Below are 26,948 nucleotides of genomic sequence, written 5' to 3' on the forward strand. Positions count from 1 at the left end.
CGGTGGAGGTCTCCACCTCATGACTGGCACGGCGAGTCGGTGGGGTGGGGGGAGTTGGCGTGGTGATAATTTTTCTCCTCTCGGGCCGGGCCGCGGGCCGGCGATCCCGTATCCGCCCGGCATCGACCGGGCGGAGAAGCGTTGTCATGTGCTCGATCGTCGTCAGCGCTTGGCGGGCAGCCCGATGCGGCGTCCGGCGGCGTCCGGCCAGGCATCCGCTGCGGCGATTGGCAGCTCGCCGATGGCCGCCTCGACGGGGTCGGGGAAGGGCGCCGGGCGCCCGGCCTCACTGTCGATGCCCATCAGCATCTGCTCGCTGGTGGCCAGCAGGGTGCCCTCGGTATCGCGCATCTCGAAGAAGACGTGAAGCCGTTTGGCGTCGCGGTCGAGCACGGTCACGTCCACCGCCAGCGGCTGACCTTCATGGGCCTCGCGGCGATAGCAGAGATGGGTCTCCAGGGTATAGACGGTGTAGCCATGGCGCCGACGGCCGGCCTCGTCGAGGCCGATGGCGTCCATCAGCGCCTCCACGCCCAGCGAGAACACCCGGGCGTATTCGGCGTCGTTCATATGGCCGTTGTAGTCGACCCATTCCGGGACGACGCGGGTCTCGAGCAGTGCCATCAGATGCGTCCTTCCAGGCCTTCGGCCTCGGGCCAGTACTTCTGCACCAGGTCGAGCAGCTCGACCAGGAAGTCGTCGCGGCGACGGTCGAGCTCGGCGACCGGGCGCTCGGCGGCCTGGAACTCGCAGCCCTCGACCACCTTGTCGATCAGCTCGTCGGTGAGTTCCGGGGCCTCGAGCTTGGTCCAGGGAAGTTTCAGCGCCGGGCCGAACTGCTCGAGCATGTGACGCATGCCCTGTTCGCCGCCGGCCAGATGGAAGGTCAGGAAGGTGCCCATCAGCGACCAGCGCAGGCCACAGCCGTAGACCACGGCGGCATCCACTTCCTCGGTGGTGGCCACGCCGTCGTTGACCAGGTGCAGGGCCTCGCGCCACAGCGCCTCCATCAGCCGGTCGGCGATATGCCCTTCGATCTCGCGACGCACCACCAGCGGCCGCATGGCCAGCGCCTGGTAGAGCGCCTGGGCCTGCTCGATCTGGCGGGGCTCGGTGGCTTCGCCGCCGACCAGCTCCACCAGCGGTAGCAGATAGACCGGGTTGAAGGGATGAGCGACGATCACCCGGCCCGGCACCCAGGCGCAGTCACGCTGCAGGTCGCTGGGCTTGAAGCCCGAGGTGGAGGAGCCGATGATCGCGCCGGGCGCCGCCGCGGCGTCGATGGCGGCGAGGATCTCGCGCTTGAGCTCGAGGCGTTCCGGCACGTTCTCCTGAATCAGGTCGGCGCCGGCCACGGCTTCCTCGAGGCTGTCGACGAAGGTCAGTCGCGTGGGGGCCGCGCCCTCGGCCAGGCCGAGCTTCTCGAGCGACGGCCAGGCATTGTCGACGAAGGCGCGGGTGCGTTCGGCGGCGTTCGGCGCGGGGTCGAAGGCGACCACGTCCCAGCCCTGGGCCAGCGCCCGGGCGATCCAGCCGTTGCCGATGACGCCGGTGCCGATGACCGTCAGTTGGCGGCTCATGCCTCACCTCCCGGGGTGCTGGTGACGGTCTGACCGGTGCGCGGGTCGCGCAGCTTGAGATGCGCGCGGGTCTCGGCCGGGGTCATGAGGCGTCCGCCGAGGTTCTCGACGATGGTGCCGGCCTTCTCGACCAGCTGGGCGTTGGTCGCCTTCACGCCCTTGCTCAGATAGAGGTTGTCCTCCAGGCCGACGCGGACATGGCCGCCGAGCAGCATCGCCTGGGCGACCATGGGCATCTGCTGGCGACCGATGCCGAAGGCCGCCCAATTAGCGTTTTCCGGCAGCTTGTTGCGCATCGCCAGCATGGTCTCGGGATCGGCTTCGGCGCCCCAGGGGATGCCCAGACACAGCTGGAAAAGCGGGTCGCCGTCGAGCAGGCCTTCCTGCTGCAGCTGGCGGGCGAACCAGACGTGGCCCAGGTCGAAGCACTCGAGCTCCGGCTTCACGCCGGCGGCCTGGACCAGGCGGGCATGCTCGCGCAGCCAGTCGGCGGTGTTGACGTAGACCATGTCGCCGAAGTTGAGGCTGCCGCAGTCCAGGGTGCACAGCTCGGGCAGCAGCTCGCCGACCGGCGCGTGGCGCTCGGCCGGGGTCTGGATGTCGGTGCCCGGGCCGCCGCGGGTCGGGTCCTCGACGTCGGGAATCCAGTCGCCGCCGCCGCCGGCGGTGATGTTCATGACGATGTCGGTGTCCGCCTCGCGGACTCGCTCCATCACCTCGCGGAAGTGCTCGGTGGAGTGGCTGATGCCACCGGTCTCGGGATCGCGGACGTGGATGTGGGCGACGCTGGCGCCAGCCTTGGCGGCGGCGATGCAGTCGTCGGCGATCTGCTGGGGGGTGACCGGGACGTTGGGGTTCTTGTCGGCGGTGTCGCCGGCGCCGGTGATGGCGCAGGTGAGGATGACATTGCGGTTCATGGAGACCTCCTTGCGTGAACTGCAGGGAGTGTCCGTCATGGCGCCGGGAAGAAGTTGACGTTAGGCGACGTCGAGTTGATGCAAGTCGCCAGAGTGGCGAAAGGGAAGGACGCCGAGATCAGGCGATGCCGAAAAGTCGACGAGCGAAGGTTAGGCAAGGAAAAAATCGGCGAGAAGGCGGACCGGGCTCGCGTGCGAGTTTACGTGCTGTAAATGAGTACTTTGACCGGGCTCGCTCACGAGCTGATTTTTGACGCTGTATTACCGAGCGCAGGCACTTTTCGCGGATTGCCTAGGCGATATCGGCGGCGCCCTCGCCAAACATCTCGAACAACAGCTCTCGCCCCAGGTCGGTCAGCACGAAGCGACGCTGGGCGTTGAAGGTGGCGGCCTCGCTGCGCTCCAGGGTGCGCTGATGGCTCGGCCAGTCGTGCTCGGCGTCGGCGAGGGCGCTCAGGGCCTGGCGGTCGAGGCCACGATGGGGGCTGGAGACGGTTTCCAGCACGTGACCCTGGCGATAGAGCAGTTCGGCCATGTTGCAGAGGCACTGGCGGAGGCTGCGCTGGGCGATATTGCCGGCGGAGAGGGTGGTCATGAGGGACGGCCTGTCTCGCGGTGTCATATGTTGCGGCGCATTATACCGGCGGGAAGGGGGTTAGACCAAGGTATAAGGCGTGAGGCGTGAGGCGTCGCTGCTCCTCGGCTGGTCGCTGGTGGCTGCGATGGTGTCAGTCGCGTGGAAAAGCCGCAGAAACAGCGACGCCCCGGTGTTGCCGAGGCGTCGTGAGGGCAGCGAGAGAGGCGTCGATCAGCTCTCGACGCGGCCCAGCAGCAGGAACTCGATCAGCGCCTTCTGCGCGTGCAGGCGATTGCCCGCTTCCTGCCAGACCACGGCGCGCGGGTCCTCGAGCAGGGTCTCGCTGATCTCCTCGCCGCGGTGGGCCGGCAGGCAGTGCAGAAACAGCACGTCGTCGGCGGCGCGGTCGAGCATCGCCTCGCTGACCTGGAAACCGGCGAAGTCGGCCTCGCGCTTGGCCTGCTCTTCTTCCTGGCCCATGGAGGCCCAGACGTCGGTGGTCACCAGGTCGGCACCTTCCACGGCGGCCATCGGGTCGCGATGGATGGTCACCCGGTCACCGGCGGCATCGAGGATGTCCTGACGCGGCTCGTAGCCTTCGGGGCAGACCACGCGCAGGTCGAACCCGAACTGGCGGGCGGCGTTGATCCAGGAGTGGCACATGTTGTTGCCGTCGCCGATCCATACCGCCGTGCGGCCGCGCACGCTGCCGCGCAGCTCGGTCCAGGTCATGACGTCGGCCAGCAGCTGGCAGGGATGGTAATCATCGGTCAGCGCGTTGATCACCGGCACGTCGCTGGCGTCGGAGAACTCCTCGAGGCCTTCATGGGAGAAGGTCCGGATCATCACCGCGTCGACCATCTCCGAGAGGACGCGGGCGGTGTCGCCGATCGGCTCGCCGCGGCCCAGCTGGGTGTCGCGGGGCGACAGGAACAGGGCGTGGCCGCCGAACTGGGCCATGGCGGTCTCGAACGACACCCGCGTGCGCGTCGACGACTTCTCGAAGATCATCGCCAGGGTGCGATTGGCGAACGGGGTGTAGGTCGGGCCGTGGGTCTTCAGGCCGTTCTTGATCGTGATGCCGCGCTGAATCAGGTAGCGCAGCTCTTCCGGACTCAGGTCGAGCAGGGTCAGGAAATGGCGGGTGGCCATGGCGTCACTCCACGGGAAAAAACGACCATCCTAGCCAGCCGGCGGGGGATGCGCAACGCGGCTGGCATCCGTACAATGGCGGCATCGAAGGCCCACCTGCGCGCTCGGGTATTGTCCTTGGCGCGGCGGCCACCACCGATCCAGAGGGAATGCAGATGAGTACCACCGTCGAGAACATCCAGCGCCAGATCAGCGAAAACCCGATCCTGATCTACATGAAGGGCACCCCCCAGCTGCCGCAGTGCGGCTTCTCCGCCCAGACCGTCCAGGCCCTGATGGCCTGTGGCGAGCGCTTCGCCTTCGTCAACGTGCTGGACAATCCGGACATCCGCGCCGAGCTGCCCAAGGTCGCCAACTGGCCGACCTTCCCGCAGCTGTGGGTCGAGGGTGAGCTGGTCGGCGGCTGCGACATCGTCGTCGAGATGTACCAGAACGGCGAGCTCGAGCCGCTGATCAAGGAGACCGCCGCCAAGCATCAGGACGACGCATCTGAAGCCTAAGCTTGAAGAGCGGCGCTTCACGCCTGGAAGCGTGAAGCTGGAAGAACAACACCCCCGCAGCCTGGCTGCGGGGGTGTTTGCTATGGGTGCCACTTGAGCCACTTAAGGGTCTGACCCCGCTGACCTTGGCCCCGCTTACCCGCAGCCTGCCGCTTACGGCTCTTCGATGCCCTGCTCGCGCTGGGCCAGCTGCCAGCCGCCCAGGTCCTTGTAGCGGTTGACCATGGCACAGAACAGCTCGGCGGTGCGTTCGGTGTCGTAGCGCGCCGAGTGGGCTTCGCTGTTGTCGAACTCGATACCGGCGGCGCGGCAGGCGCGGGCCAGCACGGTCTGGCCGTAGACCAGGCCGGCCAGCGAGGCGGTGTCGAAGCTCGAGAAGGGGTGGAAGGGATTGCGCTTGATCCCGCAGCGTTCCACCGCGGCGTTCAGGAAGCCGTGATCGAAGGCGGCGTTGTGCCCCACCAGTACGGCGCGGGTGCAGCCGCTGGCCTTGATCGCCTTGCGTACCGGCCGGAAGATCTCGCCCAGCGCCTCGGCCTCGCTGACCGCGACTTGCTGGCGCAGCGGGTCGTCGAGGCGGATGCCGGTGAAGTCCAGGGCGGACTGCTCGACGTTGGCCCCCTCGAAGGGATTGACGTGATAGGCATAGGTGGCGTCGGGCATCAGGTTGCCCTCGGGGTCCATGGTCAGGGTCACGGCGGCGATCTCCAGGATCGCGTCGCCTTGGGCATTGAAGCCGCCGGTTTCCAGGTCCACCACCACGGGCAGGAAACTGCGGAAGCGTTGTGCCATGAGTTCGCGGGCGGCCACCTCGCTCATGCACCTCTCCTTGACTTGGGGTCGGGTTGTCTCGAAACGCGGGAGTCTAGCAGTTTCACCGCGATGCGTCCCGCCGCGCCGGTATTCGCGCCAGGCTGGTCGCGCTATAATCGGCCCTCTACACCGAACAGCTAAAAGGAGCCTCAGCATGTCCGATGTCAAGAAGGTCGTGCTTGCCTATTCCGGCGGCCTGGACACGTCCGTCATCGTCAAGTGGTTGCAGGAAACCTACGACTGCGAAGTGGTGACCTTCACCGCCGACATCGGTCAGGGCGAGGAAGTCGAGCCGGCTCGTGCCAAGGCCGAGGCACTGGGCGTCAAGGAAATCTACATCGAGGACCTGCGCGAGGAGTTTGCCCGCGACTACGTCTACCCGATGTTCCGCGCCAACACCATCTACGAGGGCGAGTACCTGCTCGGTACCTCCATCGCGCGCCCGCTGATCGCCAAGCGCCTGATCGAGATCGCCAACCAGACCGGCGCCGACGCCATCTCCCACGGTGCCACCGGCAAGGGCAACGACCAGGTGCGCTTCGAGCTCGGCGCCTACGCGCTGAAGCCGGGTGTCAAGGTGATCGCCCCGTGGCGCGAGTGGGACCTCAACTCCCGCGAGAAGCTGATGGCCTACTGCCAGCAGCACGACATCCCGGTCGACTTCACCAGCCAGAAGAAGAAGTCGCCGTACTCCATGGATGCCAACCTGCTGCACATCTCCTACGAGGGCGGCAACCTCGAGGACCCCTGGACCGAGGCCGAGGAAGACATGTGGCGCTGGAGCGTCTCCCCGGAGGCGGCCCCGGACACCCCGACCTACGTCGAGCTGACCTATGAGAACGGCGACATCGTGGCTATCGACGGCGAGCCGATGCGTCCCCACGAGGTCATCTCCAAGCTCAACCAGCTGGGCGGCGACAACGGCATCGGCCGTCTCGACATCGTCGAGAACCGCTACGTGGGCATGAAGTCCCGCGGCTGCTACGAGACCCCGGGGGGCACCATCATGCTGCGCGCCCACCGTGCCATCGAGTCGCTGACCCTGGACCGCGAGGAAGCCCACCTCAAGGACCAGCTGATGCCGAAGTACGCCGAGGTGATCTACAACGGCTACTGGTGGAGCCCGGAGCGTCGTGCCCTGCAGGCCGCCATCGACGAGACCCAGAAGAACGTCTCCGGCGTGGTGCGCATGAAGCTCTACAAGGGCAACGCCACCGTGGCCGGCCGCAAGTCCGACGCCTCGCTGTTCGATGAGTCCATCGCCACCTTCGAGGACGACGCCGGCGCCTACGACCAGAAGGATGCCGAGGGCTTCATCAAGCTCAACGCCCTGCGTCTGCGCATTGCGGCGGGCAAGGGTCGTCAGCAGGACTGATCCAGAAAGCGCCGACGATCGGGTCGGCGCTCTTGATCCAGGAGGCTTCGATGCTGAAGAAACTGCTATCCGGTCTGTTCGGCCAGGGAGAGACGACGCCTGCCGCCGCGCCAGAGGGCGAGCCGGTGTCCTATCAGGGTTACCTGATCGTGCCCCAGTGTGAGGAGATGGGCGGCCAGTATCGCGTCAGCGGCTGGATCCGCAAGCCCCGCGGCGAGGACGAGGAGGTGCTCGAGCATCGCTTCGAGCGCTCCGATGTGGTGCCCGGTCGCGAGGCCTGCGAGGCGCTGATGGTCAGCAAGGCCGAGCGGATGATCGACGAGTTGGGCGACGCCTTGTTCGACGATCGCTGAGCCGATCTCCGGCTCTGCCAGAGGCTTCCGAGCGACGGCGTCCCCAGGGGCGCCGTCTTTTTTATAGTCGGCAATGAGGGCAGGGCACCGCATGACTGCTCCCGGTCAACCGGCAAGGACGAGGCGCTTGCTACGCTGGAGGCAGTCTTCTTTTGGGCATGCCGATGCACCTGCTCCACCGAACCTCGACCTGGCGCTCGCTGTTCGCCGACGACATCGTGCCCGATGTCGGGCGGCTGCCGGCGCTGCTCGCGCCGCTGGGCGAGGCCATCGAACGGCTGGGGCCGACGCCGAGCCTGGCCGAGGCCCATGCCTGGCAGCGCGATCTGGTGGCGGCGCTGGTGCGCCTCGACCTGCCGGCCTGGCGGATCAGTCAGCTGATCAGCGACCACAACGATGCGCTCTATCGCCGCGCCATCGAGGCGTCACTCGTCGCCATGCAGGAGCAGGGCTGGGGGGCGCCGCCGGTGGCGTTCTGCGTGCTGACCCTGGGCTCGGCGGCGCGCCACGAGAGTCTGCTGGTCCCGGACCAGGACAATGCCATGGTCATCGCCGACTATGCGGACGCCCGTCACACCGAGATCGATGGCTACTTCCAGGCGCTGGGCGAGCGCTTCACCGCCGCTCTCGACGCCGCCGGCATCCCGCTGTGCCCGGGGCACGTCATGGCGCGCTGGCCGATGTGGCGCAAGCGCCTCTCGGCGTGGCAGGCCCAGCTGGCCATCTGGACCGCCGAGCGGCGGGTCAAGCGCGTGCAGCAGGCCAATATCCTGCTCGATGCGTCACCGGTCTACGGGGAGGCGGCCCTGGCGACCGGACTGGTCGATGGCGTGATGCGTCACGTGCCCGAGGCCGGATTGTTCCTCGACGAGATGGCGGCGCTGTTGAACGAGTGCCCGGTGGCGCTCGACCGCTTCGGACGTCTGGCCGCCGGGGGCGAGGGGGCGCCGGCCGAGTCGGCGCTGGACCTCAAGCACCGTGGACTGCTGCCGCTGGTCGGCGCCGTGCGCCTGCTGAGTGTGCGTCATCGCGTGCGGGCGATGGCCACCCGCGAACGCCTGGCCGCACTGGTGATGGCGGGAGGGCTTGAGGCGGCGCTTGCCGCCGAGCTGAGGCGGGCGCTGGAGCGTTTGCAGGCGCTGTTGCTGTCGGCTCAGCGTGATGCCCTGCGTCAGGGCCGCATCGCCGATGGCTGGATCGACCTCGACGCGCTCGGCGAGGACCAGCGTCTGCTGCTGCGCCATGACCTGGCCCTCATTCGGCGGCTGGTGAAGCGGGCACAGGCCTGACGACTTCCTGTGTCACGCCATGACGCTCAGATCAGCGCTCGGCGAACTCGGGCCGAAAGGGCTTCACTGACCACCACCGTGGCGAGGATCACGATCAGGATAGTGGCGACCTGGGACCAGGCCAGGGTGTCGATGGAGGACTGCAGCTTCATGCCGATGCCGCCGGCACCGACCAGGCCCAGGATGGTGCTCTCGCGTATGTTGATGTCCCAGCGGAACATCGCGATGCCCCAGAAGGCCGGCAGCACCTGGGGCACGATGCCGTAGTGGATGACCTGGGCGCGTCCGGCGCCGGTGGCCGTCACCGCCTCGACCTGTCGGCCATCGGTCTCTTCGATCGCTTCATACAGCAGCTTGCCGACGAAACCGATGGAGCGCAGGGCGATGGCCACGATGCCGGCCAGCAGGCCCGGGCCGATGATCGCCACCAGCAGCAGTGCCCAGATCAGCGAATTGATCGAACGTGAACTCACGATGATGAACAGCGCCACGGGACGCACCAGCAGCGTCGAGGGGGTGGTGTTGCCGGCAGCGAGGAAGGCCACCGGAATCGCCAGGATGATGCCGCCCAGCGTGCCCAGCGTGGCGATGTTGAGGGTGTCCCATAGCGGCAGCAGCAGCTCGGGCAGGTAGGTCGGGTCGGGCGGGAACATACGGCTTCCGATATCGACTGCCTGGTCGGGTGCATCGGCGACGAAGACCCACAGGGTGTTGGCGTTCATCACCTGCCAGCACCAGACGAATAGCGCCACCAGGGCCACCCAGCCGCCCCATAGCGCCAGCCTGGCGCGCGGTGTGCGAAAGCACCAGACCTGCGAGTAGTGGGCGGGTTCGCCCGGGCGGGAATCGAGGGCACTCATTGCAGCGTCTTCCTGAGGTAGCTGGAGCCATATTCCGCGAACATGACGATGGCGATGACGATCAGCAGGATGGCACCGGCGCTGTCGTACTCGTAGCGGTCGATGGCCGTGTTGAGGGTGGCACCGATGCCTCCGGCGCCCACGATGCCGATCACCGCGCTTTCCCGGAAGTTGATGTCCAGCCGGTAGAGCGACAGGCCGATCAGCCGCGGCATGACCTGGGGCTGGATGGCATAGTGGATCAGCTGCAGGCCACTGGCCCCGGTGGCGCGGATGGCCTCGATCTGGCTGGCGCTGGCCTCCTCGATGTCGTCGGCCAGCAGTTTGGCCACGAAGCCGATGGAGGCGAAGGCGAGGGTGAGGAAGCCGGCGAAGGGCCCGAAGCCGAACATGGCGACCAGGAAGATGGCGATGATGATTTCCTGCAGCGACCGGCTGATGGCCACGACCGAGCGGCACACCATGTAGACGGGGCGCGGCGACAGGTTGCGTGCCGCCCCGACCCCGATGGGTATCGATACCAGCACGCCCACCACGGTGGCGGTCAGGGTCATGGTCAGGCTCTCGATCAGCCCCTGACGGATGTCGTGCCAACGGCTGGTGAAATCCGGCTGCAGGAAGCCCTGAACGAAGCGCGCGCCGCGTGACAGGCCCTCCATCAGACGGGCACCGTCGACCTCCAGCGAGCCGAGTGCGAGGATCAGATAGGCCAGTGCCAGCAGCGGTATGGCCAGTCGCCAGCGGCGCGTGGTGATGAGCTGCGGTGGTCGCCGCCAGTGGCGCGGGTAGGGATGGGATGAACAGTAGCCAGGGGACGAGGTCATGATGCCGACCTCGCGGGCATCATCCGGGGCGTTGCCGCGTCGTCGCCATCGACGGCGTCCGCGTCCGATCCCGCGCCGCTCCAGTCCTCGGCGCCGTAGATCCGAGTGAGGGTCATGTCGTCGAGGTGGTCGGGCGCATCGTCGAAGACGACCTGACCCGCCTTCAGCCCGATCAGGCGATCGAGATAGCGTTGCGCCAGCGGTACATCGTGGATGTTCACGATGGCCGGCAGCCCGCGCTCGGCGCAGACCTCGGTGATCAATCGCATGATCTGGCGGCTGGTCTTGGGATCGAGGCTGGCGGTGGGTTCGTCCACCAGCAGCAGCTCGGGGTCCTGGGCCAGTGCCCGGGCGATGCCCACGCGCTGGCGCTGGCCGCCCGAGAGGGCATCGGCTCGCTTGTCGGCATGCGCCAGCAGCCCCACCCGATCCAGCAGTCGGTAGGCATTCTCGATGTCCGGGCCCGGAAAGCGTCGGGTGAAGCTGCGCCAGAAGGGCACATAGCCGAGGCGTCCGGACAGCACGTTCTCCATCACGGTCAGTCTCTCGACCAGGGCATATTCCTGGAAGATCATGCCGATGCGGCGCCGGGCCCGGCGAAGTTCACGGCCGCGCAGTGGGACCAGGTCGGTCTCGCCCAGGCGCACGGTGCCGGCCGAGGGCTCCACCAGGCGGTTGATGCAGCGGATGAGGGTCGACTTGCCGGCCCCGGAGGGGCCGATCAGCCCCACCACCTGGCCCTGCGGAATCTGAAAGGTCACCTCACGGAGCGCCGTGTCGCCGGATGCATAGGTCTTGGTGAGTCGGTCGATGGTAAGCAATGGATAGGGTCTCGTTCGATTTTCCTCGACCGGTCGGGCGCGAGCGACGTTCCGCCCACGCCCGGCCGGTCACGAGGCTCATTGGCAGGCGTATTCCACGCCATTGGCCTCGTCGATCTGGCGAATGACCGCCCAATGTTCCTGGAAGGTGATGGGAATGAACTGCTCTTCGCCGTTGCGGCCGAACTCCTCCTCGAGGGCGCTGCCTTCCCAGTCGAAGCTGAAAAAGGCCTCCTGAATCGCTTCCTGCAGCTCGGGCGCCAGGTCGTGGGCGGTGCCATAGCTGGTGGTGGGGAAGGTGTCCGACTGGTAGATGACCTCGATCTGGTCGGCGTCGATCACGCCGCGATCGATCATGCGGTTCTTGACCGAGTTGGCCACGGTGGCCACGGCGTAGTCCCGGTTGGCCACGCCCAGCACCGAGTTGTCGTGCTTGCCGGAGAAGTCGACGTCGTAGTCCTCGCCGGAGACCATGCCGAACTCCGAGGCCATCAGCGCGGTGGGCGCCTTGAAGCCTGAGTTGGACGTCTCCGACGTGTGGGTGAGGGTGTTGCCGCGGATGTCCTCCACCTCGTCGATGCCGGAGCCCGGGTGGGTGATGATCTCCATCTCGTAGCCGAAGCTGCCGTCCTCGGCGGCCATCATGGCGAAGGGGCGATAGCCGGCACAGGCGACGGCCAGCGGGTTGGAGCCAGTGTTGAAACCGGCCACGTGGAGGCGGCCGGCACGCATGGCCTCGATCTGGGCGGAATTGGACTGCACCGGGAAGAACTGCACCTTCTTGCCGGTGACGTCCTCCATGTGCTCTAGGAAGCCATCCCACACCTCGGCATACACGGCGGGGTCCTCGACCGGTGTATAGGCGAAGACCAGCGTATCGGGATCGCGCCACTGGGAGGCGTCCTCGGGAATGTCGGCCACCAGGTCGCCATCGGCATCGTGGAAGCGATCACTGAGGGAGAATTCTGCCTGTGCCTGTGACATGCCGGCGGCGAGGGTGGCGGCGACGCCGCCGACGAGCAAAGAGCGAGACATGAGCTGCATGGGAATCACCTGTGTGAGGAGAGACGTGAGTCAGGACACAGGGTGTAACGTTACTGTGACAGCAGCATGTCAGTCGTGAGTCGGCGACATGGCCGGTGCCTCCGGCAGCTCCATCAGCAGACAGGCGCCGCCCAGCGTCGGGGCGTCTTCCACCCACAGCCGGCCGCCGAGATGGGCGACGATACCGCGCGAGATCGGCAGGCCCAGCCCGCTGCCTCGGGGGCGGGCGCGGGGCGCGCCGTCGTCCTGGTGCTGGATCTGGTGGAACTTCTCGAACACCCGCTCGCGCTCGGCCTCGGCGATGCCGGGGCCGTTGTCCTCCACGGCCAGCCGAAAGCCGCGCTTGTAGTGGGTCAGCGCCAGGCGCACGCGCGGGGACGCGCCGTCGGCGAACTTGCCGGCGTTGTCGAGCAGATTGATGACCACCTGTTCCAGCCGGTCGGGGTCGCCGATCACCGGCGCGGCGTCCACCTCGAGGGCCACCTCCAGCGTGATGCCGCGCTCCTCCAGCGGGCGCTGCACCGCCTCGACACCTCGGCGGGCCAGCTCGGCGAGATCGAGCCGCTCGGGATGCAGCGTCAGTCGGCCGCTCTCGAGGCGGGCCAGGTCGAGTATCTCCTCGATCAGTCGAGACAGCCGCTGGCTCTCGCGTACCACCACCTCGAGGAAGTGTTCGCGCTTGTCGTCGGGCAGGTCGCGATGATCGCGCAGGATCTCGGCGAAGGCGCGGATCGAGGTCAAGGGCGTCCTCAGCTCGTGGCTGACCATGGCCACGAACTCGTCCTTGAGGCGGTCGAGTTCGCGCAGCCGTTCATTGGCCTCGCGCAGCGCCTCGCCGGTGCGCTCGAGCTCGCGGGACTTCTGCTCGAGGCGGCGGTTCATCTCCAGCGTCTCGGAGGTGGTATCGAGCACGCTCAGCAGCGCCGGCAGGTCGAGGGCTTCGCCGCGCACCACCGAGTCGATCAGCACTCGGGCCGAGGCGCTGCCCAGCGCCCCGGCCAGCGCCCGTTCGCCCCGCGCCACCAGCGCCGGCGACGCGGGGTGCCGGTCGTCCTGATCGGGTTCTTCGGCGAATACCCGGGCGGTGGTGGCCGCGCCCAGATAGCGGTCGAGCAGGGCGCGCAGCTCGCCGCGCGGCGTGTGGCCGGCATGCCCCAGCGAGGCCTGGTCGAGGCGCGGATGCAGCGCCTCGGTGAACAGCGCGGCCTGGGTCTGTTCCAGCGCCGACGGCCGCGTGAACAGTGAGACGCCGACCAGTAGGCCGACATTGGCCACCAGGCTCCACAGCAGCGCATGGGTGTAGATATCCCAGCCTTCCAGGCCGAACAGCGCATAGGGCCGGAGCCAGGCGATGCCGAACGGGCCGTCGGTGAGGAAACCGGCGTCGAGCCAGCCGGACTGGGCGAAGCCCGGGATCAGCAGCGTCCAGGCCCAGACGATGAAGCCGGCCGTGAGGCCGAGCCCGGCGCCGAGCCGATTGGCGCCGCGCCAGTAGAGGCCGATCAGCAGCGCCGGGGTGAACTGGGCCGCGGCGGCGAAGGACACCAGGCCGATGGTGACCAGGCTGTAGGCGTCCCCCACCAGCGCATGGTAGCCGTAGCCCAGCAGCAGGATGGCCAGTATCGCCAGACGCCGCACGCCGAGCATCCAGCCGGCCAGCGCGCCCTGGCCGCCGCGGGGCAGCAGCCGGGCGCGCAGCAGCAGCGGCATCACCAGCTGGTTGCTGACCATGGTGGACAGCGCGATAGTCTCGACGATCATCATGCCCGTGGCCGCCGACAGGCCGCCGATGAAGACCAGCAGCGGCAGCCCCTCGGCGCCGGTGGCCAGCGGCAGCGTCAGCACGAAGCTGTCCGGATCGCCCCCGGCATCGCCCAGCAGGCCGGCCAGGGCGATGGGCAGCACGAACAGGTTGATCGCCAGCAGATACAGCGGAAACAGCCAGGTCGCCCGGATGATGTGTCGCTCGTCGACGTTCTCGACCACCATCACCTGGAACTGGCGTGGCAGGCCGAGGAAGGCCAAAAAGGCCAGGGCGAGGGTGCCCACCCAGCCCAGGGCGCCGCCCGGTACCGCGGCCAGGCCCAGCACCCCGAGCAGGTCCGGGGTCTCGGCGACCCGGGTGAACAGCTCGCCGGGGCCGCGGTAGAGCACGAAGACCGTGAACGCGCCGACCGCCAGGAAGGCCGCCAGCTTGACCAGCGACTCGAAGGCGATGGCGGCGACCATGCCCTCATGGCGTTCGCTGGCGTCCAGGTGGCGGGTGCCGAACAGGATGATGAAGACCGCCAGCACCAGCGCCACCCAGAACGACTTATCGGCCCAGAAGGCGGCGCTCTCGGCGCCGCCGCCGGTGGCCTCGGGGTAGCCGACCAGCACCGCGTGGCTGACGGTGATGGCCTTGAGCTGCAGGGCGATGTAGGGGGTGATGCCGATCAGGGCGATCAGCGCCACCAGGGCGCCGAGCCCGCTGCTCTTGCCGTAGCGGGCGCTGATGAAATCGGCGATCGAGGTGAGGCGCTGGGCGCGGGCGATGCGCACCATCTTGCGGGTCACGAAGGGCGCCAGCAGCATGGCCAGCGTCGGGCCGAGATAGATCAGCAGGAAGCTGGGACCGGTCTCGGCCGCCCGGCCGACGCTGCCGTAGAAGGTCCAGGCGGTGCAGTAGACGGCGATCGACAGCGCATAGATGGTGGGCGAGCCGATGACGGAGCGGCCGCGTTCGGCGCGACGGTCGCCCCAGGCGGCGATCACGAACAGCAGCGCCAGATAGCCGAAGGCCACGCCCAGCACGGTCCACTCGCCGCGCAGGCTCATTCCCGATGCCCGCCTTCCAGCAGCCAGGCCGCCAGCGCGATCACCGCGGCCCAGACCAGGAAGACATACAGCGTCAGGGCGCCGGGGCCCAGGCGCTCGGTGACCAGCAGCAGCGGCGGCGTGAACAGCAGCGTCGCCAGGATGATCAGGGCGATCAGGCGCTCCTTGCGGCGTGACGTCATCATGAAGCGCTGGCGTCCTCCCGATCGAAGGCGCTCGCCTGCAGGGCCAGTACCGCCGCCAGGGTGTCGATGCCCCGGGCCTCGAGGCGCGGCAGCAGGGCCAGCCATAGCTCGGCGGTGACCCGGGCATCCCCCAGCGCGGTGTGGCGGCTGCCCGGCGGGAAGGCGAGTCCGTAGCGTTCGGCCAGGGAATCCAGGTCATGGCCGTCGAGGCTGGGGTCCAGACCGCGCGAGATCAGCAGGCTGTCCAGCACCGGCATGTCGAGGGAGACGCCGCCGTCCGATGGCTGCAGGGCCAGCAGGTCGAAGGCGGCGTTGTGGGCCAGTAGCACGGCGTCGCCGACGTAGTCGCGAAAGCGCGGCAGGGCGACGGCGGCGGGCGGGGCGCCGGTGACGTCGGCGTCGGTGAGACCATGGATGGCGGTGCTGGCCGGCGGAATCGGCCGGCCGGGATCGATGAGCAGGTCGAAGGTCTCGCTGGCCAGCAGCCGCGCGTTGACGATGCGGCAGGCCCCGATGCTGATCACCCGGTCGCCGCGGCGCAGCTCCAGGCCGGTGGTCTCGGTATCGCAGGCCACGATCTCCAGCGCCCGCAGCGGCCGGGCGGCGAGCTCGGCGTCAGGCGGTGGCAGCTCGGCGATGCCGAAGTCATGAAACTCGGGGCGAGGCGGTGGAGCCGGACGAGGGGCGCCCACTCGCTCCAGCGCCGGCAGGGGCAGCCGAAGGCGGGCATGAACGCCGTCTTCATCGGCCAGGCTCCAGGCATCGCTGGCATGCTGGCGGAGCACCTCTCCGAGAGTCGGGGCCAGCGGCAGGGCCTCGAGGCGTTCGCCTCGCCAGGCCGACAGCTCGCGTTCGCTGAGCGCTGCCCCCTGCCAGCACAGGTCGAGGTAGGCGCGCTGGTTGCCCAGGCAGACCTCGCCGTCGAAGCGGGTCTCGCCGGTGCGCTCGGCCAGCCGGGTCAGCAGTCTGTGCAGGGCCTCGAGCAGCACCGGGGCATCGCCCTTGAGCCAGGCCGGCATGCCGATGGGCGTGAGGGTCGGGCCGCCGGCAGGCAGGCGTTCGACGAGGCCGGCCCAGAGATCGTTGGACCACAGCGGGGACAGACGCTCGGCCCGGCGCTGCTGGGCGTCGAGCGTTTCACCCAGCCGCTCCAGGCCTTCGGCCAGCCCGCGCCCTTCCTCCTCGACCACCCCCGACAGGCGCTGGCGCAGGGCGTCGTTATCGGTGCCCCGCAGGTGCCCCAGGGCATCGGCGGCGCTGGTCAAGCCGGCGCCATGGCGGCGCAGGGCGGGCAGCAGCTCGGCCAGGGCCGCACCGGCGCCCAGCTCGTTGTGCCAGCTGGCCGTGGCATCCACCAGCGTCAGCAGGGTCTCGCCCTGGCTCTCGGGGATGCGTCTGAGGGTCGCGCGCAGCCAGCGCTCGCCGCAGGGGACCAGCACGTCCCTGGGCGTCGCGTCTTCGGGCAGCTGGCGCAGGGCCTCCTGCAGGCTGGCGGCGGGTAGCAGGGTGTCGAGTCGCTTGCCGAGCCCCAGGCCGGGGGCATCGGCGAACAGGGCCTCGGCGGCGGGGTTGAACAGCAGGAGCCGGCGATGGCGATCGCAGAGCAGCAGCGGCGTGTCCAGCACCTGCAGCAGGGCCTCGAGCTCCTGGCGAATGCGGGCGGCGCTGCGCGCCCCTTCGGCGCGGGCGTTGCCCAGCCGGGCACGATCGTCGCGCCAGGCCTCGCGGATGCGCACCAGGTCGGGCCCCAGGCCGCGCAGCCAACCCTCCGGGGGATAGTCGTCTACGGCATCGGGGTTGGCCACCAGGCGTGCCAGCTGCACCTGCAGATGCCGCAGCGGCATGAACAGCCGCCGTTCGAGGATCAGGCCGACCAGGAAGATGGTGCCGCCGCCGGAGAAACTGCCGGCCCACAGGGCCCCGCGGGCCAGGCCCTCGGGGGCCAGCAGGCCGTCGAGCCACAGGGCGAAGAGTGCACCGCCCAGCAGGCTCACGCCGCTCAGCAGCAGCCACAGCCCGATCAGGGTTTGCCGGCGAGGCGGACCGGGACGGCGGCGGGTCATGGTTCGCCCTCCCGTCCGGCGTCGGCCAGCAGCCTCTTGACCCGCTCGACCAGCTCGCGGGTCGAGAAGGGTTTGGTGATGTAGTCGTCGGCGCCCAGGGCTAGGCCCTTCTCGCGTTCCACCTCACGCCCGTGAGCGGTGAGCATGATGATCGGCAGGCGTGCGAAGTCGGGATCGGCGCGCAGCCGTTCCAGTACGTCGAAGCCGCCGATGCCCGGCAGGCTGATGTCGAGCAGCATCAGATCCGGTCGCGTCTCGGACACGCGGGCCAGCGCCGTCTCGCCGTCCTCCGCGGTCACCACCTCGAAGCCGGCCTGCTGCATCAGAAACTCCAGCGACAGGACGATATTGGGCTCGTCGTCCACTACCAGCACCTTGCGCATGCCGTCCTCCCCGTGACGCCCGTTGCACGACGCATTAAATCCCTGTGTCTCCAAGTCTAGAGAGGGCTCCTGAGGTGGCAAAGACGACCTTGGGCCAAGCCCGTTACACTGGCGACTCACGAAAGGACAGGGAGAGCGTCTCATGATTCGCGTACATCATCTGGAGAACTCGCGTTCCCAGCGCGTGCTGTGGCTGCTGGAAGAGCTGGGTGTCGAGTATGAGCTGGTCGTTTATCGGCGTGATCCCGAGACCATGCTGGCCCCGGCCTCACTGAAAGAGGTGCATCCGCTGGGCAAGTCGCCGGTGATCACCGACGAAGCGCGGGGCGGGCGGGCCATTGCCGAGTCCGGGGCGATCATCGAATACCTGCTCGAGCATCACGATGCCGACGGCCGGCTGGCGCCGCCCGTCGGCAGCGATGAGCGCGAGCGTTATCGCTTCTGGCTGCACCATGCCGAGGGGTCGGCGATGCCGCCGCTGGTGATGCGGCTGGTGTTCTCGCGCCTCGGCAAGCCGCCGGTGCCGGCCCTGGTGCGGCCGCTGGGGCGGCAGTTCGCCAAGGGCGTGGAGCAGAACTTCCTGGGGCCGCGCATCACCGAGCTGCGCGACTTCTGGGAGGCCGAGCTTGACGCCTCGACCTGGTTCGCCGGCGAGGCCTTCTCGGCGGCGGACATCCAGATGAGCTTCCCGGTGCTGGCGCTCGAGGGGCGCGGCGGGCTCGCGTCGGCGCCCCGGCTGCAGGACTTCCTGGCCCGCTGCCGCGAGCGTCGGGGGTATCGAAAGGCGATCGAGCGCGGCGGGGAGTTCTCGCTGGGGTAAGGGCCCGGGGCGGGCGATTCAAGGCAGGAGCCTGGCCTTGAGCCATCCTTCACCGCGTCCCAGCCATTCGTGCAGGGCGCGGGCGCTCTGATGCAGGTGGTAGGCGCTGGGGCGCCAGGCCGCGAGGCCCTCGGGGGGCGGGCTGGCGAACTCGGTGGGGGCCGGCGTGACGGCAAGGCCCGCTCGCTCGAACTCGGCCGTGGCCCGGGGCAGGTGCCAGGCCTGGGACACCAGCGCGACCTGGTCGATGCCCTCGGCGGTGAGCATCTCGGCGCTTCGCCGCGCGTTGTCCGCCGTATTGGCGCTGCCGCCTTCCCGCCAGCGGACCGGCACGTCGAACACCTCGCGCAGGGCGGCCGCCATCAGGCTGGCCTCGGCGCTGTGTTCGTCATGGACCCGGCCGCCGCTGACCAGGATCGGCAGGCCGCTCTGGCGATGCAGCCAGGCACCGTACGCCAGGCGCCGCCAGCTGGCGTTGGACGGGGCGTCGCCCCAGCCGAATTCGGGGGCGTCGTAGTCACGGCCGCCGCCGAGAATCACGATGGCGCTTGCTCGTTCCCCCAGGGCACCGTCCATGAGGGCGCTGACGGCAAGCGGCTGAGGCTCCAGCCCCTGACGCAGGGCATGGCTGACCGTCGGTGTGGCGAGCACGATCAGGCTGCCCAGGCCCAGCGCGACCAGCAGCCCGCCGATCACATGCAGGCGCATCCACAGCAGGCCGCCGACCAGGATCAGCCAGGCGTTGAGCAGCGGAGGCAGCAACAGCGACTCGAGCAGGGCCATGCAGCGTCTCCCTCGCCGGTCATGTCCGGCGCGTTGGGCGGTGGGTGAAGAGCGCCTACAGGTCCACCTTGTCCGGAAATTCGCACAGATCCTCGATCACGCAGCTGCCGCAGCGCGGCTTGCGGGCCACGCAGGTGTAGCGGCCGTGCAGGATCAGCCAGTGGTGGGCGTCCTGGCGGAATGCCTTGGGGACGTGGCGAAGCAGCTTCTGCTCCACCTCGACCACGTCCTTGCCCTTGGCGATGCCGGTGCGGTTGGAGACCCGGAAGATATGGGTGTCCACGGCGATGGTCGGCTCGCCGAAGGCGGTGTTGAGGATGACGTTGGCGGTCTTGCGGCCGACGCCTGGCAGTGCCTCGAGCGCCTTGCGGGTACGCGGAACCTCGCCGTCGTGCTGCTCCACCACGATGCGGCAGGTCTTCATCAGGTTCTTGGCCTTGGTGTTGTACAGGCCGATGGTCTTGATGTGTTCCTTCAGGCCGTCGAGGCCCAGCTCGAGGATGGCCGCCGGGGTGTTGGCCACCGGAAACAGCCGGTCGGTGGCCTTGTTGACGCCCACGTCGGTGGCCTGGGCCGACAACAGCACCGCGGCCAGCAGCTCGAAGGGCGTCGACCAGTTGAGCTCGGTGGTGGGCTCGGGGTTGTGCTCGCGCAGGCGGGCGAAGATCTCGTGGCGTTTCTGGGCGTTCATAGCGTGGGCGACAGTGATCAGTGGGAGGCGGAGCCGAGGGTGGCACGCGCCTCGGCGAGCATGCGCTCGGCGCGCTCGATCTGCTCGTGGGCGGCGGCGATGCCCGCGTCGTCGCGCTGGCGCTCGGCGTGGGCCAGCTGCTGGCGGGCGCGGCGCCGGGCCTGTTCGGCGGCGTTGACGGCGAAGCGGCGCTGACGCTCGGTCTGCCGCGCGCTCTTGCCCACATCGTCGTTCGCGGGCTGGGAGCCGTCGGTCGCATCGAGCTGACGATCGATGTCGGCCAGGCGCTGGCGAAGCTCCGTGTCGCGACGGTCGAGCTCGTCGCGCTTGTCGGGCGCGAGATCGCTCGCCTGGCGCTGGCGATCCAGTCGCTTGAGGCTGGCGACCAGGCTGACCCGGCTGGCGCGCAGGGCACTGGAGGACGCTGCCGGCGCCTGGGGCTGCGTCGCCGTGGGCGCCTGGGGTTGGGCCTGATGGGGCGACCGGGCCGGCGCGGCCTGTCTGGCGCTGCGCTTGCGCCGCCGCTCTCGCTTGGCATCTTCCTCGCGGACGAGACGATCGTTGCGCGCCTCGAAGCGGCGACGGCCGCGCTCGGCGCGCCGAGCCAGGTAGGCGTCCTGCTCGGCCTCGCCGTCGGCGGCCTGCCAGTGCGGATGCGGCAGCAGGTCGATGCAGTCGACCGGGCAGGGGGCCACGCAGAGTTCACAGCCGGTGCATTCGGCCTCGATCACCGTGTGCATGTGCTTGGCGGCGCCGAGGATGGCGTCCACCGGGCAGGCCTGGATGCACTTGGTGCAGCCGATGCACTCGGCCTCGCGAATCCGCGCCACCAGCGGCGATTGGGCGGGCTGCTCCAGCGGCACCTCGGTACGACCGGTCAGCTCGGCCAGCCGCACCACGGTGGCCTGGCCGCCGGGCGGGCAGCGGTTGATCGCCTCGCCTTCCGCGATGGCCTCGGCGTAGGGACGACAGCCGTCGTGGCCGCACTTGCCGCACTGGGTCTGCGGCAAGGCGGCGTCGACGGCCTCGATCAGGGCGGGCTGCGTCATGCCCGGATCAGCTCACGCGCTGGCCGGGCTGGGCGCCGGAGTGGGGCTCCAGCAGGTAGATGCCGTCGTCATCGCCGGCGGCCAGCACCATGCCTTCGGAGACGCCGAAGCGCATCTTGCGCGGCGCGAGGTTGGCGACCATCACCGTCAGGTGACCTTCCAGGGCCTCCGGGGCGTAGGCCTTGCGGATGCCGGCGAAGACGTTGCGCGTCTCGCCGCCCAGGTCCAGGGTCAGCTGGAGCAGCTTGTCGGCGCCCTCGACGTATTCCGCCTTGGCGATGCGGGCGATGCGCAGGTCGACCTTGGCGAAGTCGCCGAAGTCGATCGTCTCGGCGATGGGATTATCGGCCAGCGGCCCCTTGGGGGTGTCCTTGAGCTTCTGTTCTTCCACCAGATCCTCCTTGGACGCCTCGATCATGGCGTCGATGCGGTCACGCTCGACCCGGGTCATCAGCGGCTTGAACTTGGCGATCTCGTGGTCCACCAGCAGCTCCTGGCGGCTGTCCCAGTCGAGGGAGTCGAGCTTCAGGAAGGCGCGGGCGCCTTCGGCCATCTCGGGCAGCACCGGGGCCAGGTAGACCATCAGCTGGCGGAACAGGTTGATGCCCACCGAGCAGATGTCGAGCACTTCCTGCTCGCGGCCTTCCTGCTTGGCCAGCACCCAGGGCTCGGCCTCGGCGATGTAGGTGTTGGCCTCGTCGGCGAGTTCCATCACCTTGCGCATGGCGCGGCCGAACTCGCGGGCCTCAAAAGACTCGGCGATCTCGTCGCCGGCGGCGACGAAGCGGGCGACGCGCTGGGGCTCGGCGCAGTGGGCCGAGAGCTTGCCGCCGCCGAGCTTCTTGACGAAGCCGGCGCAGCGGCTGGCGATGTTGACGACCTTGCCGACCAGGTCCGAGTTCACGCGCTGGGCGAAGTCCTCGAGGTTGAGGTCCAGGTCATCGACGCCAGCGGTGAGCTTGGCGGCGAAGTAGTAGCGCAGGTACTCGGGGTTCAGATGTTCGGCGTAGGTCGCGGCCTTGATGAAGGTGCCGCGCGACTTGGACATCTTGGCGCCGTTGACGGTGACGAAGCCGTGGCAGTTCACCGCGGTCGGCGTGCGCATGCCGGCGCCGTGCAGCATGGCCGGCCAGAACAGCGCGTGGAAGTAGACGATGTCCTTGCCGATGAAGTGATAGACCTCGGCGTCGGAATCCTCGCGCCAGTAGGCGTCGAAGTCGAGACCCTCGCGCTCGCAGAGGTTCTTGAAGCTGGCCAGGTAGCCGATCGGGGCATCCAGCCAGACATAGAAGTACTTGCCCGGAGCGTCGGGGATCTCGAAGCCGAAGTAGGGCGCGTCTCGGGAAATGTCCCACTCGTTGAAGCCCGACTCGAACCACTCCATCAGCTTGTTGCGGATCTGCGGCTGGACGTGATCGTCGTTGATCCAGCCCTGCAGGAAGGCCGCGAAGTCGGGCAGCTTGAAGAAGTAGTGCGTGGAGCTGCGGACTTCCGGGGTGGCACCGGAGATCGCCGAGACCGGGTCGATCAGCTCGGCCGGGGTGTAGGTGGCCCCGCAGGCCTCGCAGTTGTCGCCGTACTGGTCGTCGGCCTGGCACTTCGGGCAGGTGCCCTTGATGAAGCGGTCGGCCAGGAACAGCCCTTTCTCCGGATCGTACATCTGCTCGATGTCGCGGGTGGCGATGTGCCCCTGATCGCGCAGCCGGGTGTAGATCAGCTCGCTGAAGTGGCGGTTTTCCTCGGAGTGGGTCGAGTGATAGTTGTCGAAGGCCACCCCGAAGCGCGAGAAGTCGGCCTGGTGTTCCTGGCTGACGCGGTCGATCAGCGCCTGGGAGGTGATGCCCTCCTGTTCGGCGCGCAGCATGATGGCGGTGCCGTGGGCATCGTCGGCGCAGACGTAGTGGCAGTCATGACCGCGGCTCTTCTGGAAGCGCACCCAGATGTCGGTCTGGATGTATTCCAGCAGGTGGCCCAGGTGGATGGCGCCGTTGGCGTAGGGCAGGGCGCTGGTGACCAGGATCTTGCGCGGGGCGATGTTCGACATGGTGGCTCAGAGGTTCCCGTAGACGTGGAGCACGGCGGCCGACTCGACGCCTGGGCGAAGTCGAGGCCGTCATGCGGATATCCGTGAAATCAGGCCCGGATTGTAGCATTTTCCTCGCCGGCTGCATCCGCCCGGGCCCTTGCCGGCTCGGGCTCGGGCCGGGCCTCCAGGAGGCGGGGGGGATGGCGTGTCGAGCGTGAGCGGGGTGGTCAGTGAGGCCCCTTGGCCCGGCTCGCCAGCCAGGGCGGGATGCGTTCGGCGGGCATGGGGCGGGCGATGGCATAGCCCTGGGCCTGGGAGGCGCCCAGCTCGAGCAGACGCTGGCAGTGTGCGGGTGACTCGGCGCCTTCGGCGATCACGTCGAGCCCGAGTCGTGCGCCGATCTGGATGATGCTCTGGACGAGGGCGGCGTCGCGTTCGTCCTTCAGGATGGCGCCGACGAAGCGCTTGTCGATCTTGAGGGCGTCGATGGGCAGCTCACGCAGATGCGCCAGCGACGAGTAGCCGGTGCCGAAGTCGTCCAGGGCGATGCACAGGCCCGAGTGCCGGCAATGCTGGAGCGTACGGGTGATGGCGTCGAGATCCGCCACGGCGGCGCTTTCCTGGAACTCGATCTCCAGCAGACGCCGGTCCAGCCTGGGGTAGCGCGCCAGAGCCGCCGTCAGCCGATCGCAGAACTCGGGCAGGGCCAGATCGTTGGCGCTGGCGTTGAAGCTGATGCGCAGGGCGAGCCCCTGGCGCTGCCAGTCCGCGAGCTGATGCAGGACCCGTTCGACCACCCAGTCGCCGAGGGGCGCCTCGAGACGACTGCCGAGCAGCTGGGGCAGGAAATCATCGGGTTCCAGAAGTCCATGCTCGGGATGCTCCCAGCGAATCAGGGCCTCGAGACCACAGACCTCACCGCTGAGCAGATTGACCCTAGGCTGATAGTGGAGCCGGAACTCGTCGTCACGGAAGGCCTGTTCGAGGCGGTCCAGGCGCCGGCGGCCGGGCGACGAATCCTCGCGCTCTTCGGGATCGAACAGGGCATAGCGGTTCTTGCCGCCGCGCTTGGCGCAATACATGGCCTGATCGGCATGGCGCAGCAGGATGCCCGCCTCCGCATCGTCCTGTGGAAACAGGGTGATGCCGATGCTGGTGGAAATGCGTACCAATGAGTCGTCCAGGGGGATGGGCCTGGCGATGAGGTAGCGGACTCGCTCGACGATCCGCAGGCATTCCTCGCGGTCTTCCAGGTCGGTCAGCAGCAGGGCGAACTCGTCGCCGCCCAGCCGGGCGAGCACATCGTCGGCGCGAATGGCATCGCGTAATCGCTGGCCAATCGTGATCAGCACCTGGTCGCCAGCCGCATGGCCCAGGCGGTCATTGATCGGCTTGAAGCCGTCCAGATCGAGGAAGCACACCGCCAGCAGCGTGTCGTCACGACGGGCCCGTGGCAGCGCGTCCGCGAGGTGTTCGGCGAAGTGGCGGCGATTGGGCAGTTCGGTCAGCACGTCGTGTCGTGCCAGGTGGCGCAGTTCGTCCTGGTGGCGCTTGAGATGGGTGATGTCGGAGAAGGTGGCGACGTAGTGGAGTGTCCGGCCCTGGTCGTCACGTACCACAGAGGCCGAAAGCATGAGCGGGTAGGCCTCGCCGTTGCGCCGGTAACCGACGATCTCGCCCTTCCAGCTGTCTTCCACGTCCAGGTGGCGGCAGATCGCCTCGTAGGTTTCCGCGTTGTGCTGTGCGGTGCCCAGCATGCCGGGGGTCAGGCCCAGCACGTCCTGCCTGGTATAGCCGGTGATGCGAGTGAAGGCAGCGTTGGTGTCGCAGATGCGCCGCTCGGCATCGGTGATCATGATGGCGTCGGAGCTTGAATCGAAGACGCTGGCGGCGAGACGCCGCTGGTTCTCCGCCTGGCGTTGTTCGGTGATGTCGTGGCCGATGCAGATCATGCCGCCGCACGGCAGGGCGACGTTGGCCCACAGGGTGGTGAGTCGTCGTCCTTCGCGGGTCGTCGGTGTCCACTCCCGAAACCGCGAGCCGTCACCGGACGACAGGCCGGCCACGACCGCCCGATATTCTGCCGGGTCGGGGTAGAAGAGCGTCAGGGGGGCGGGGTGGTTCATCACCTCATCGGCCGTCCAGCCGAAGACCCGTTCGCACTGATGGTTCCAGAGGATGCAGTGCCCCTGTTCATCGAAACCGTCGATCATGATCGGGGCATGACCGAACAGTCGCTCGACCAGCGCCAGTACGTCGTCGCGCCATTCGCCCTGTTCCGCGGATGCCTCGAGCGTCTCGAGCGTCTCGGCGAGGTGAACGAGCGGGTGACGTCTGGTCGGCGGATTGGAACCCATATCCATATCAGGCAACCCACGGAGTGAAGTGCCCTCACTATAGTGGGATGCCGCGTGGCCTGCCTCGGTCTCGAGTAGGAGATCGCTCCATCGACGACTAGGAAAATAGAGCGAATGTCCGTCGGGAGCGGGACCTCAGGCGTCGGGACGGTGCTGATAGACGCCGAAGTGATGCAGTCCGCGGTCGGCGAGGTGGAGCGCCTGCATGCGGCTCATCACGCCCTGGTCGCAGTACAGCAGATAGTGCCGGTCCGTATCGAGCTCGGGGGCCCGGTCCTGCAGCTCGTAGAAGGGAATCTCGATCAGCGGCACCTGTGCCAGTTCCTGGGGCAGCGCCAGGGGCGCGGCCTCGCGTTCGTCGGCACGGCGAATGTCGACGATGCAGGGCGTGTCGAGCCCGGCGAGCTCCTCGGGCGTCTTCACCGTGGCGACCTCGGTCGGCGCAGGCTCGCGCTCCAGCACCTCATCGATGCGCTTGATGATCGCCGCCTCGATGGCGTCGTCGAGCACCCGGTCGTCGAAGTCGCGTTCGGCCGCTAGCACGTCGTCCAGCGGCGCCTTGTTGTGCGGTCGCCGCGAGATCACGCCGCAATACTCCGGCATCGATTCGGCGATGCGGGCGGTGTCTATCTGCCGTGCCCGGTCGATGATGTCCTGCTTGTCGTCGGTGAGCACCGGGCGCAGGATCGGTCGCTCGCTGACGTCGTCGATCACCGCCAGGTTGGCCAGGGTCTGGCTGGAGACCTGGGCGATGGCCTCGCCGGTGACCAGTGCCGGGATACGCAGCCGCTGCGCCATGCGGTTGGCGGCGCGGATCATCAGCCGCTTGAGCACCACGCCCATCAGGCCATCCGGAATGGTGCGCAGGATCTCGCCCACCACGCCATCGAAGGGCACCGAGATGAACTTCACCTTGTGAGAGACGCCGTAGCGTGACCAGAGATGGTGGCTGGCCTCGCGCACGCCGGCCTCGTGGGCCGGGCCGCCCAGGTTGAAGAACAGGAAGTGGGTCTTCACGCCGCGGCGGATCATCTTCCAGGCCGCCACCGGGGAGTCAAAGCCGCCGGACATCAGCGCCAGGGCCTGACCCTGCACGCCCAGCGGATAGCCGCCGAGTCCCTTCCAGCGTGCCCGGATCACCTGCAGGCGCCGATCGTTGAGCTCCACCGGCACCACCACCTCGGGGTGCTTGAGGTCGACGCGGGCATTCGGGGTGGCTTCCAGCAGGCGGCCGCCGAGGTAACGTTCCATGTCCGCCGAGGTGAAGTCGTGTTCACCGCGGCGCTTGGCCTGAACCCGGAAGCTGTGTCCGGCGATCACCGGGCTCCATAGCGGCACGATATGCTCGGCGGCCTGTTCCAGCGACTCGAAGCGTACTTCCTCGGTGGCCAGCACCTGCTGGATGCCGGGAATGCGGGTGAGGCTGTCTTCGATGGCGGCCGTGGTGTCGTCACCGAGGCCTTCCGGCAGGCGCACCCGAATGGCGTCCCACTGATCCTTGACCCGCACCCGGTCGTCCAGGCGACGCAGAGTGTTACGGATATTGGCCGTCAGGCAGCGCGTCATCTGCTGGCGTACCGAACGGGACTTGATGGTGATCTCGGGGTGAAGCTTGAGGAGATAGAGCATGCGAGGCGGCGTTGAAGCGAGGCGTGGAAAAAGGGCGCGC

The 26,948-nt window shown here is 68.3% G+C and carries 25 protein-coding genes; 5 read left to right on the forward strand and 20 right to left on the reverse strand.

The window, feature by feature from the left end; all coding sequences use genetic code 11:
- Positions 1-162: 162 nt before the first annotated feature.
- From C9J49_RS06785 to argF, 5 genes are all read right to left on the reverse strand, one after another.
- Positions 163-624, reverse strand: coding sequence for a thioesterase family protein (locus C9J49_RS06785; RefSeq protein ID WP_107181474.1), 462 nt, complete (start codon positions 622-624; stop codon positions 163-165).
- Positions 624-1,580 (reverse strand): L-carnitine dehydrogenase, encoded by a 957-nt coding sequence (locus C9J49_RS06790; protein WP_046078070.1) that lies wholly within the window; start codon positions 1,578-1,580, stop codon positions 624-626. The genes C9J49_RS06785 and C9J49_RS06790 overlap by 1 nt, the downstream gene beginning before the upstream one ends.
- Entirely contained in the window at positions 1,577-2,497 is a 921-nt protein-coding gene (locus C9J49_RS06795) for a 3-keto-5-aminohexanoate cleavage protein (protein WP_107181473.1), read from the reverse strand. Before C9J49_RS06795 ends, C9J49_RS06790 begins: the two co-directional genes overlap by 4 nt.
- Positions 2,498-2,789: 292 nt before the next feature.
- The gene (locus tag C9J49_RS06800; RefSeq protein ID WP_035598189.1) at positions 2,790-3,092 is read right to left on the reverse strand and encodes a hypothetical protein; all 303 of its coding nucleotides are present in this window, start codon (positions 3,090-3,092) and stop codon (positions 2,790-2,792) included.
- Positions 3,093-3,305: 213 nt separating this feature from the next.
- Entirely contained in the window at positions 3,306-4,226 is a 921-nt protein-coding gene (gene argF, locus C9J49_RS06805) for an ornithine carbamoyltransferase (protein ID WP_107181472.1), read from the reverse strand.
- Positions 4,227-4,381: 155 nt separating this feature from the next.
- Between argF and C9J49_RS06810 the strand changes: the two genes are divergently transcribed.
- On the forward strand, positions 4,382-4,726 hold the full coding sequence (locus C9J49_RS06810) for a Grx4 family monothiol glutaredoxin (RefSeq protein WP_107181471.1): 345 nt from the start codon (positions 4,382-4,384) through the stop codon (positions 4,724-4,726).
- A gap of 153 nt (positions 4,727-4,879) precedes the next feature.
- Here the strand turns inward: C9J49_RS06810 and rnt are convergent, their stop codons facing one another.
- Positions 4,880-5,545, reverse strand: coding sequence for a ribonuclease T (gene rnt, locus C9J49_RS06815; RefSeq protein WP_035598185.1), 666 nt, complete (start codon positions 5,543-5,545; stop codon positions 4,880-4,882).
- 148 nt (positions 5,546-5,693) lie between these two features.
- Here rnt and C9J49_RS06820 point away from each other — a divergent pair, with 148 nt between their 5' ends.
- The 3 genes from C9J49_RS06820 to C9J49_RS06830 all read left to right on the forward strand — a co-directional run bounded on the left by C9J49_RS06820 (position 5,694) and on the right by C9J49_RS06830 (position 8,556).
- Entirely contained in the window at positions 5,694-6,914 is a 1,221-nt protein-coding gene (locus tag C9J49_RS06820; protein ID WP_016855579.1) for an argininosuccinate synthase, read from the forward strand.
- Positions 6,915-6,964: 50 nt separating this feature from the next.
- Entirely contained in the window at positions 6,965-7,267 is a 303-nt protein-coding gene (locus C9J49_RS06825; RefSeq protein ID WP_046078158.1) for an HlyU family transcriptional regulator, read from the forward strand.
- 164 nt (positions 7,268-7,431) lie between these two features.
- A complete protein-coding gene (locus C9J49_RS06830; protein WP_107181522.1) occupies positions 7,432-8,556 on the forward strand; it encodes a DUF294 nucleotidyltransferase-like domain-containing protein in 1,125 nt (374 codons plus the stop codon).
- A 26-nt stretch (positions 8,557-8,582) separates the two neighbouring features.
- On the opposite strand, the gene phnE (C9J49_RS06835) is transcribed toward C9J49_RS06830, so the two are convergent.
- The 8 genes from phnE (C9J49_RS06835) to C9J49_RS06870 form a co-directional block, all read right to left on the reverse strand.
- Positions 8,583-9,416 carry a phosphonate ABC transporter, permease protein PhnE gene (gene phnE / locus C9J49_RS06835; RefSeq protein ID WP_046078157.1) on the reverse strand — a complete coding sequence of 278 codons (834 nt, stop codon included), beginning with the start codon at positions 9,414-9,416 and terminating at the stop codon, positions 8,583-8,585.
- Positions 9,413-10,240, reverse strand: a complete 828-nt coding sequence (gene phnE / locus C9J49_RS06840; protein ID WP_107181470.1) for a phosphonate ABC transporter, permease protein PhnE — start codon at positions 10,238-10,240, stop codon at positions 9,413-9,415. Before phnE (C9J49_RS06840) ends, phnE (C9J49_RS06835) begins: the two co-directional genes overlap by 4 nt.
- A complete protein-coding gene (phnC, locus tag C9J49_RS06845) occupies positions 10,237-11,061 on the reverse strand; it encodes a phosphonate ABC transporter ATP-binding protein (protein ID WP_107181469.1) in 825 nt (274 codons plus the stop codon). Before phnC ends, phnE (C9J49_RS06840) begins: the two co-directional genes overlap by 4 nt.
- Positions 11,062-11,139: 78 nt before the next feature.
- The gene (gene phnD / locus C9J49_RS06850; protein WP_081945872.1) at positions 11,140-12,105 is read right to left on the reverse strand and encodes a phosphate/phosphite/phosphonate ABC transporter substrate-binding protein; all 966 of its coding nucleotides are present in this window, start codon (positions 12,103-12,105) and stop codon (positions 11,140-11,142) included.
- Positions 12,106-12,174: 69 nt separating this feature from the next.
- Positions 12,175-14,922 carry a sensor histidine kinase gene (locus tag C9J49_RS06855; RefSeq protein ID WP_107181468.1) on the reverse strand — a complete coding sequence of 916 codons (2,748 nt, stop codon included), beginning with the start codon at positions 14,920-14,922 and terminating at the stop codon, positions 12,175-12,177.
- Entirely contained in the window at positions 14,919-15,107 is a 189-nt protein-coding gene (locus C9J49_RS06860) for a hypothetical protein (RefSeq protein WP_107181467.1), read from the reverse strand. The genes C9J49_RS06855 and C9J49_RS06860 overlap by 4 nt, the downstream gene beginning before the upstream one ends.
- Positions 15,104-17,170, reverse strand: coding sequence for a 3'-5' exonuclease (locus C9J49_RS06865; RefSeq protein ID WP_107181466.1), 2,067 nt, complete (start codon positions 17,168-17,170; stop codon positions 15,104-15,106). The genes C9J49_RS06860 and C9J49_RS06865 overlap by 4 nt, the downstream gene beginning before the upstream one ends.
- Positions 17,167-17,553, reverse strand: a complete 387-nt coding sequence (locus tag C9J49_RS06870) for a response regulator transcription factor (protein WP_107181465.1) — start codon at positions 17,551-17,553, stop codon at positions 17,167-17,169. Before C9J49_RS06870 ends, C9J49_RS06865 begins: the two co-directional genes overlap by 4 nt.
- Before the next feature lie 142 nt (positions 17,554-17,695).
- On the opposite strand from C9J49_RS06870, the gene C9J49_RS06875 reads away from it, so the two are divergent.
- A complete protein-coding gene (locus C9J49_RS06875) occupies positions 17,696-18,373 on the forward strand; it encodes a glutathione S-transferase family protein (protein ID WP_107181464.1) in 678 nt (225 codons plus the stop codon).
- A gap of 18 nt (positions 18,374-18,391) precedes the next feature.
- Here the strand turns inward: C9J49_RS06875 and C9J49_RS06880 are convergent, their stop codons facing one another.
- From C9J49_RS06880 to thiI, 6 genes are all read right to left on the reverse strand, one after another.
- Positions 18,392-19,156: a YdcF family protein gene (locus C9J49_RS06880; protein WP_107181463.1), complete on the reverse strand. Its 765-nt coding sequence runs from the start codon at positions 19,154-19,156 to the stop codon at positions 18,392-18,394.
- A gap of 55 nt (positions 19,157-19,211) precedes the next feature.
- Positions 19,212-19,847, reverse strand: a complete 636-nt coding sequence (gene nth, locus C9J49_RS06885) for an endonuclease III (protein WP_107181462.1) — start codon at positions 19,845-19,847, stop codon at positions 19,212-19,214.
- A gap of 17 nt (positions 19,848-19,864) precedes the next feature.
- Positions 19,865-20,896, reverse strand: coding sequence for an RnfABCDGE type electron transport complex subunit B (locus C9J49_RS06890; protein WP_046078147.1), 1,032 nt, complete (start codon positions 20,894-20,896; stop codon positions 19,865-19,867).
- A 7-nt stretch (positions 20,897-20,903) separates the two neighbouring features.
- The gene (metG, locus tag C9J49_RS06895) at positions 20,904-22,940 is read right to left on the reverse strand and encodes a methionine--tRNA ligase (RefSeq protein WP_107181461.1); all 2,037 of its coding nucleotides are present in this window, start codon (positions 22,938-22,940) and stop codon (positions 20,904-20,906) included.
- Between the two features lie 209 nt (positions 22,941-23,149).
- Positions 23,150-25,279, reverse strand: a complete 2,130-nt coding sequence (locus tag C9J49_RS06900; protein WP_181454255.1) for a bifunctional diguanylate cyclase/phosphodiesterase — start codon at positions 25,277-25,279, stop codon at positions 23,150-23,152.
- A 135-nt stretch (positions 25,280-25,414) separates the two neighbouring features.
- Positions 25,415-26,908, reverse strand: coding sequence for a tRNA uracil 4-sulfurtransferase ThiI (gene thiI, locus C9J49_RS06905; RefSeq protein ID WP_107181459.1), 1,494 nt, complete (start codon positions 26,906-26,908; stop codon positions 25,415-25,417).
- Positions 26,909-26,948: the final 40 nt, after the last annotated feature.

Origin of the sequence: Halomonas sp. SL1, assembly GCF_003030865.2 — a bacterium.
GTDB classification, from domain to species: Bacteria; Pseudomonadota; Gammaproteobacteria; order Pseudomonadales; family Halomonadaceae; genus Halomonas; species Halomonas halophila.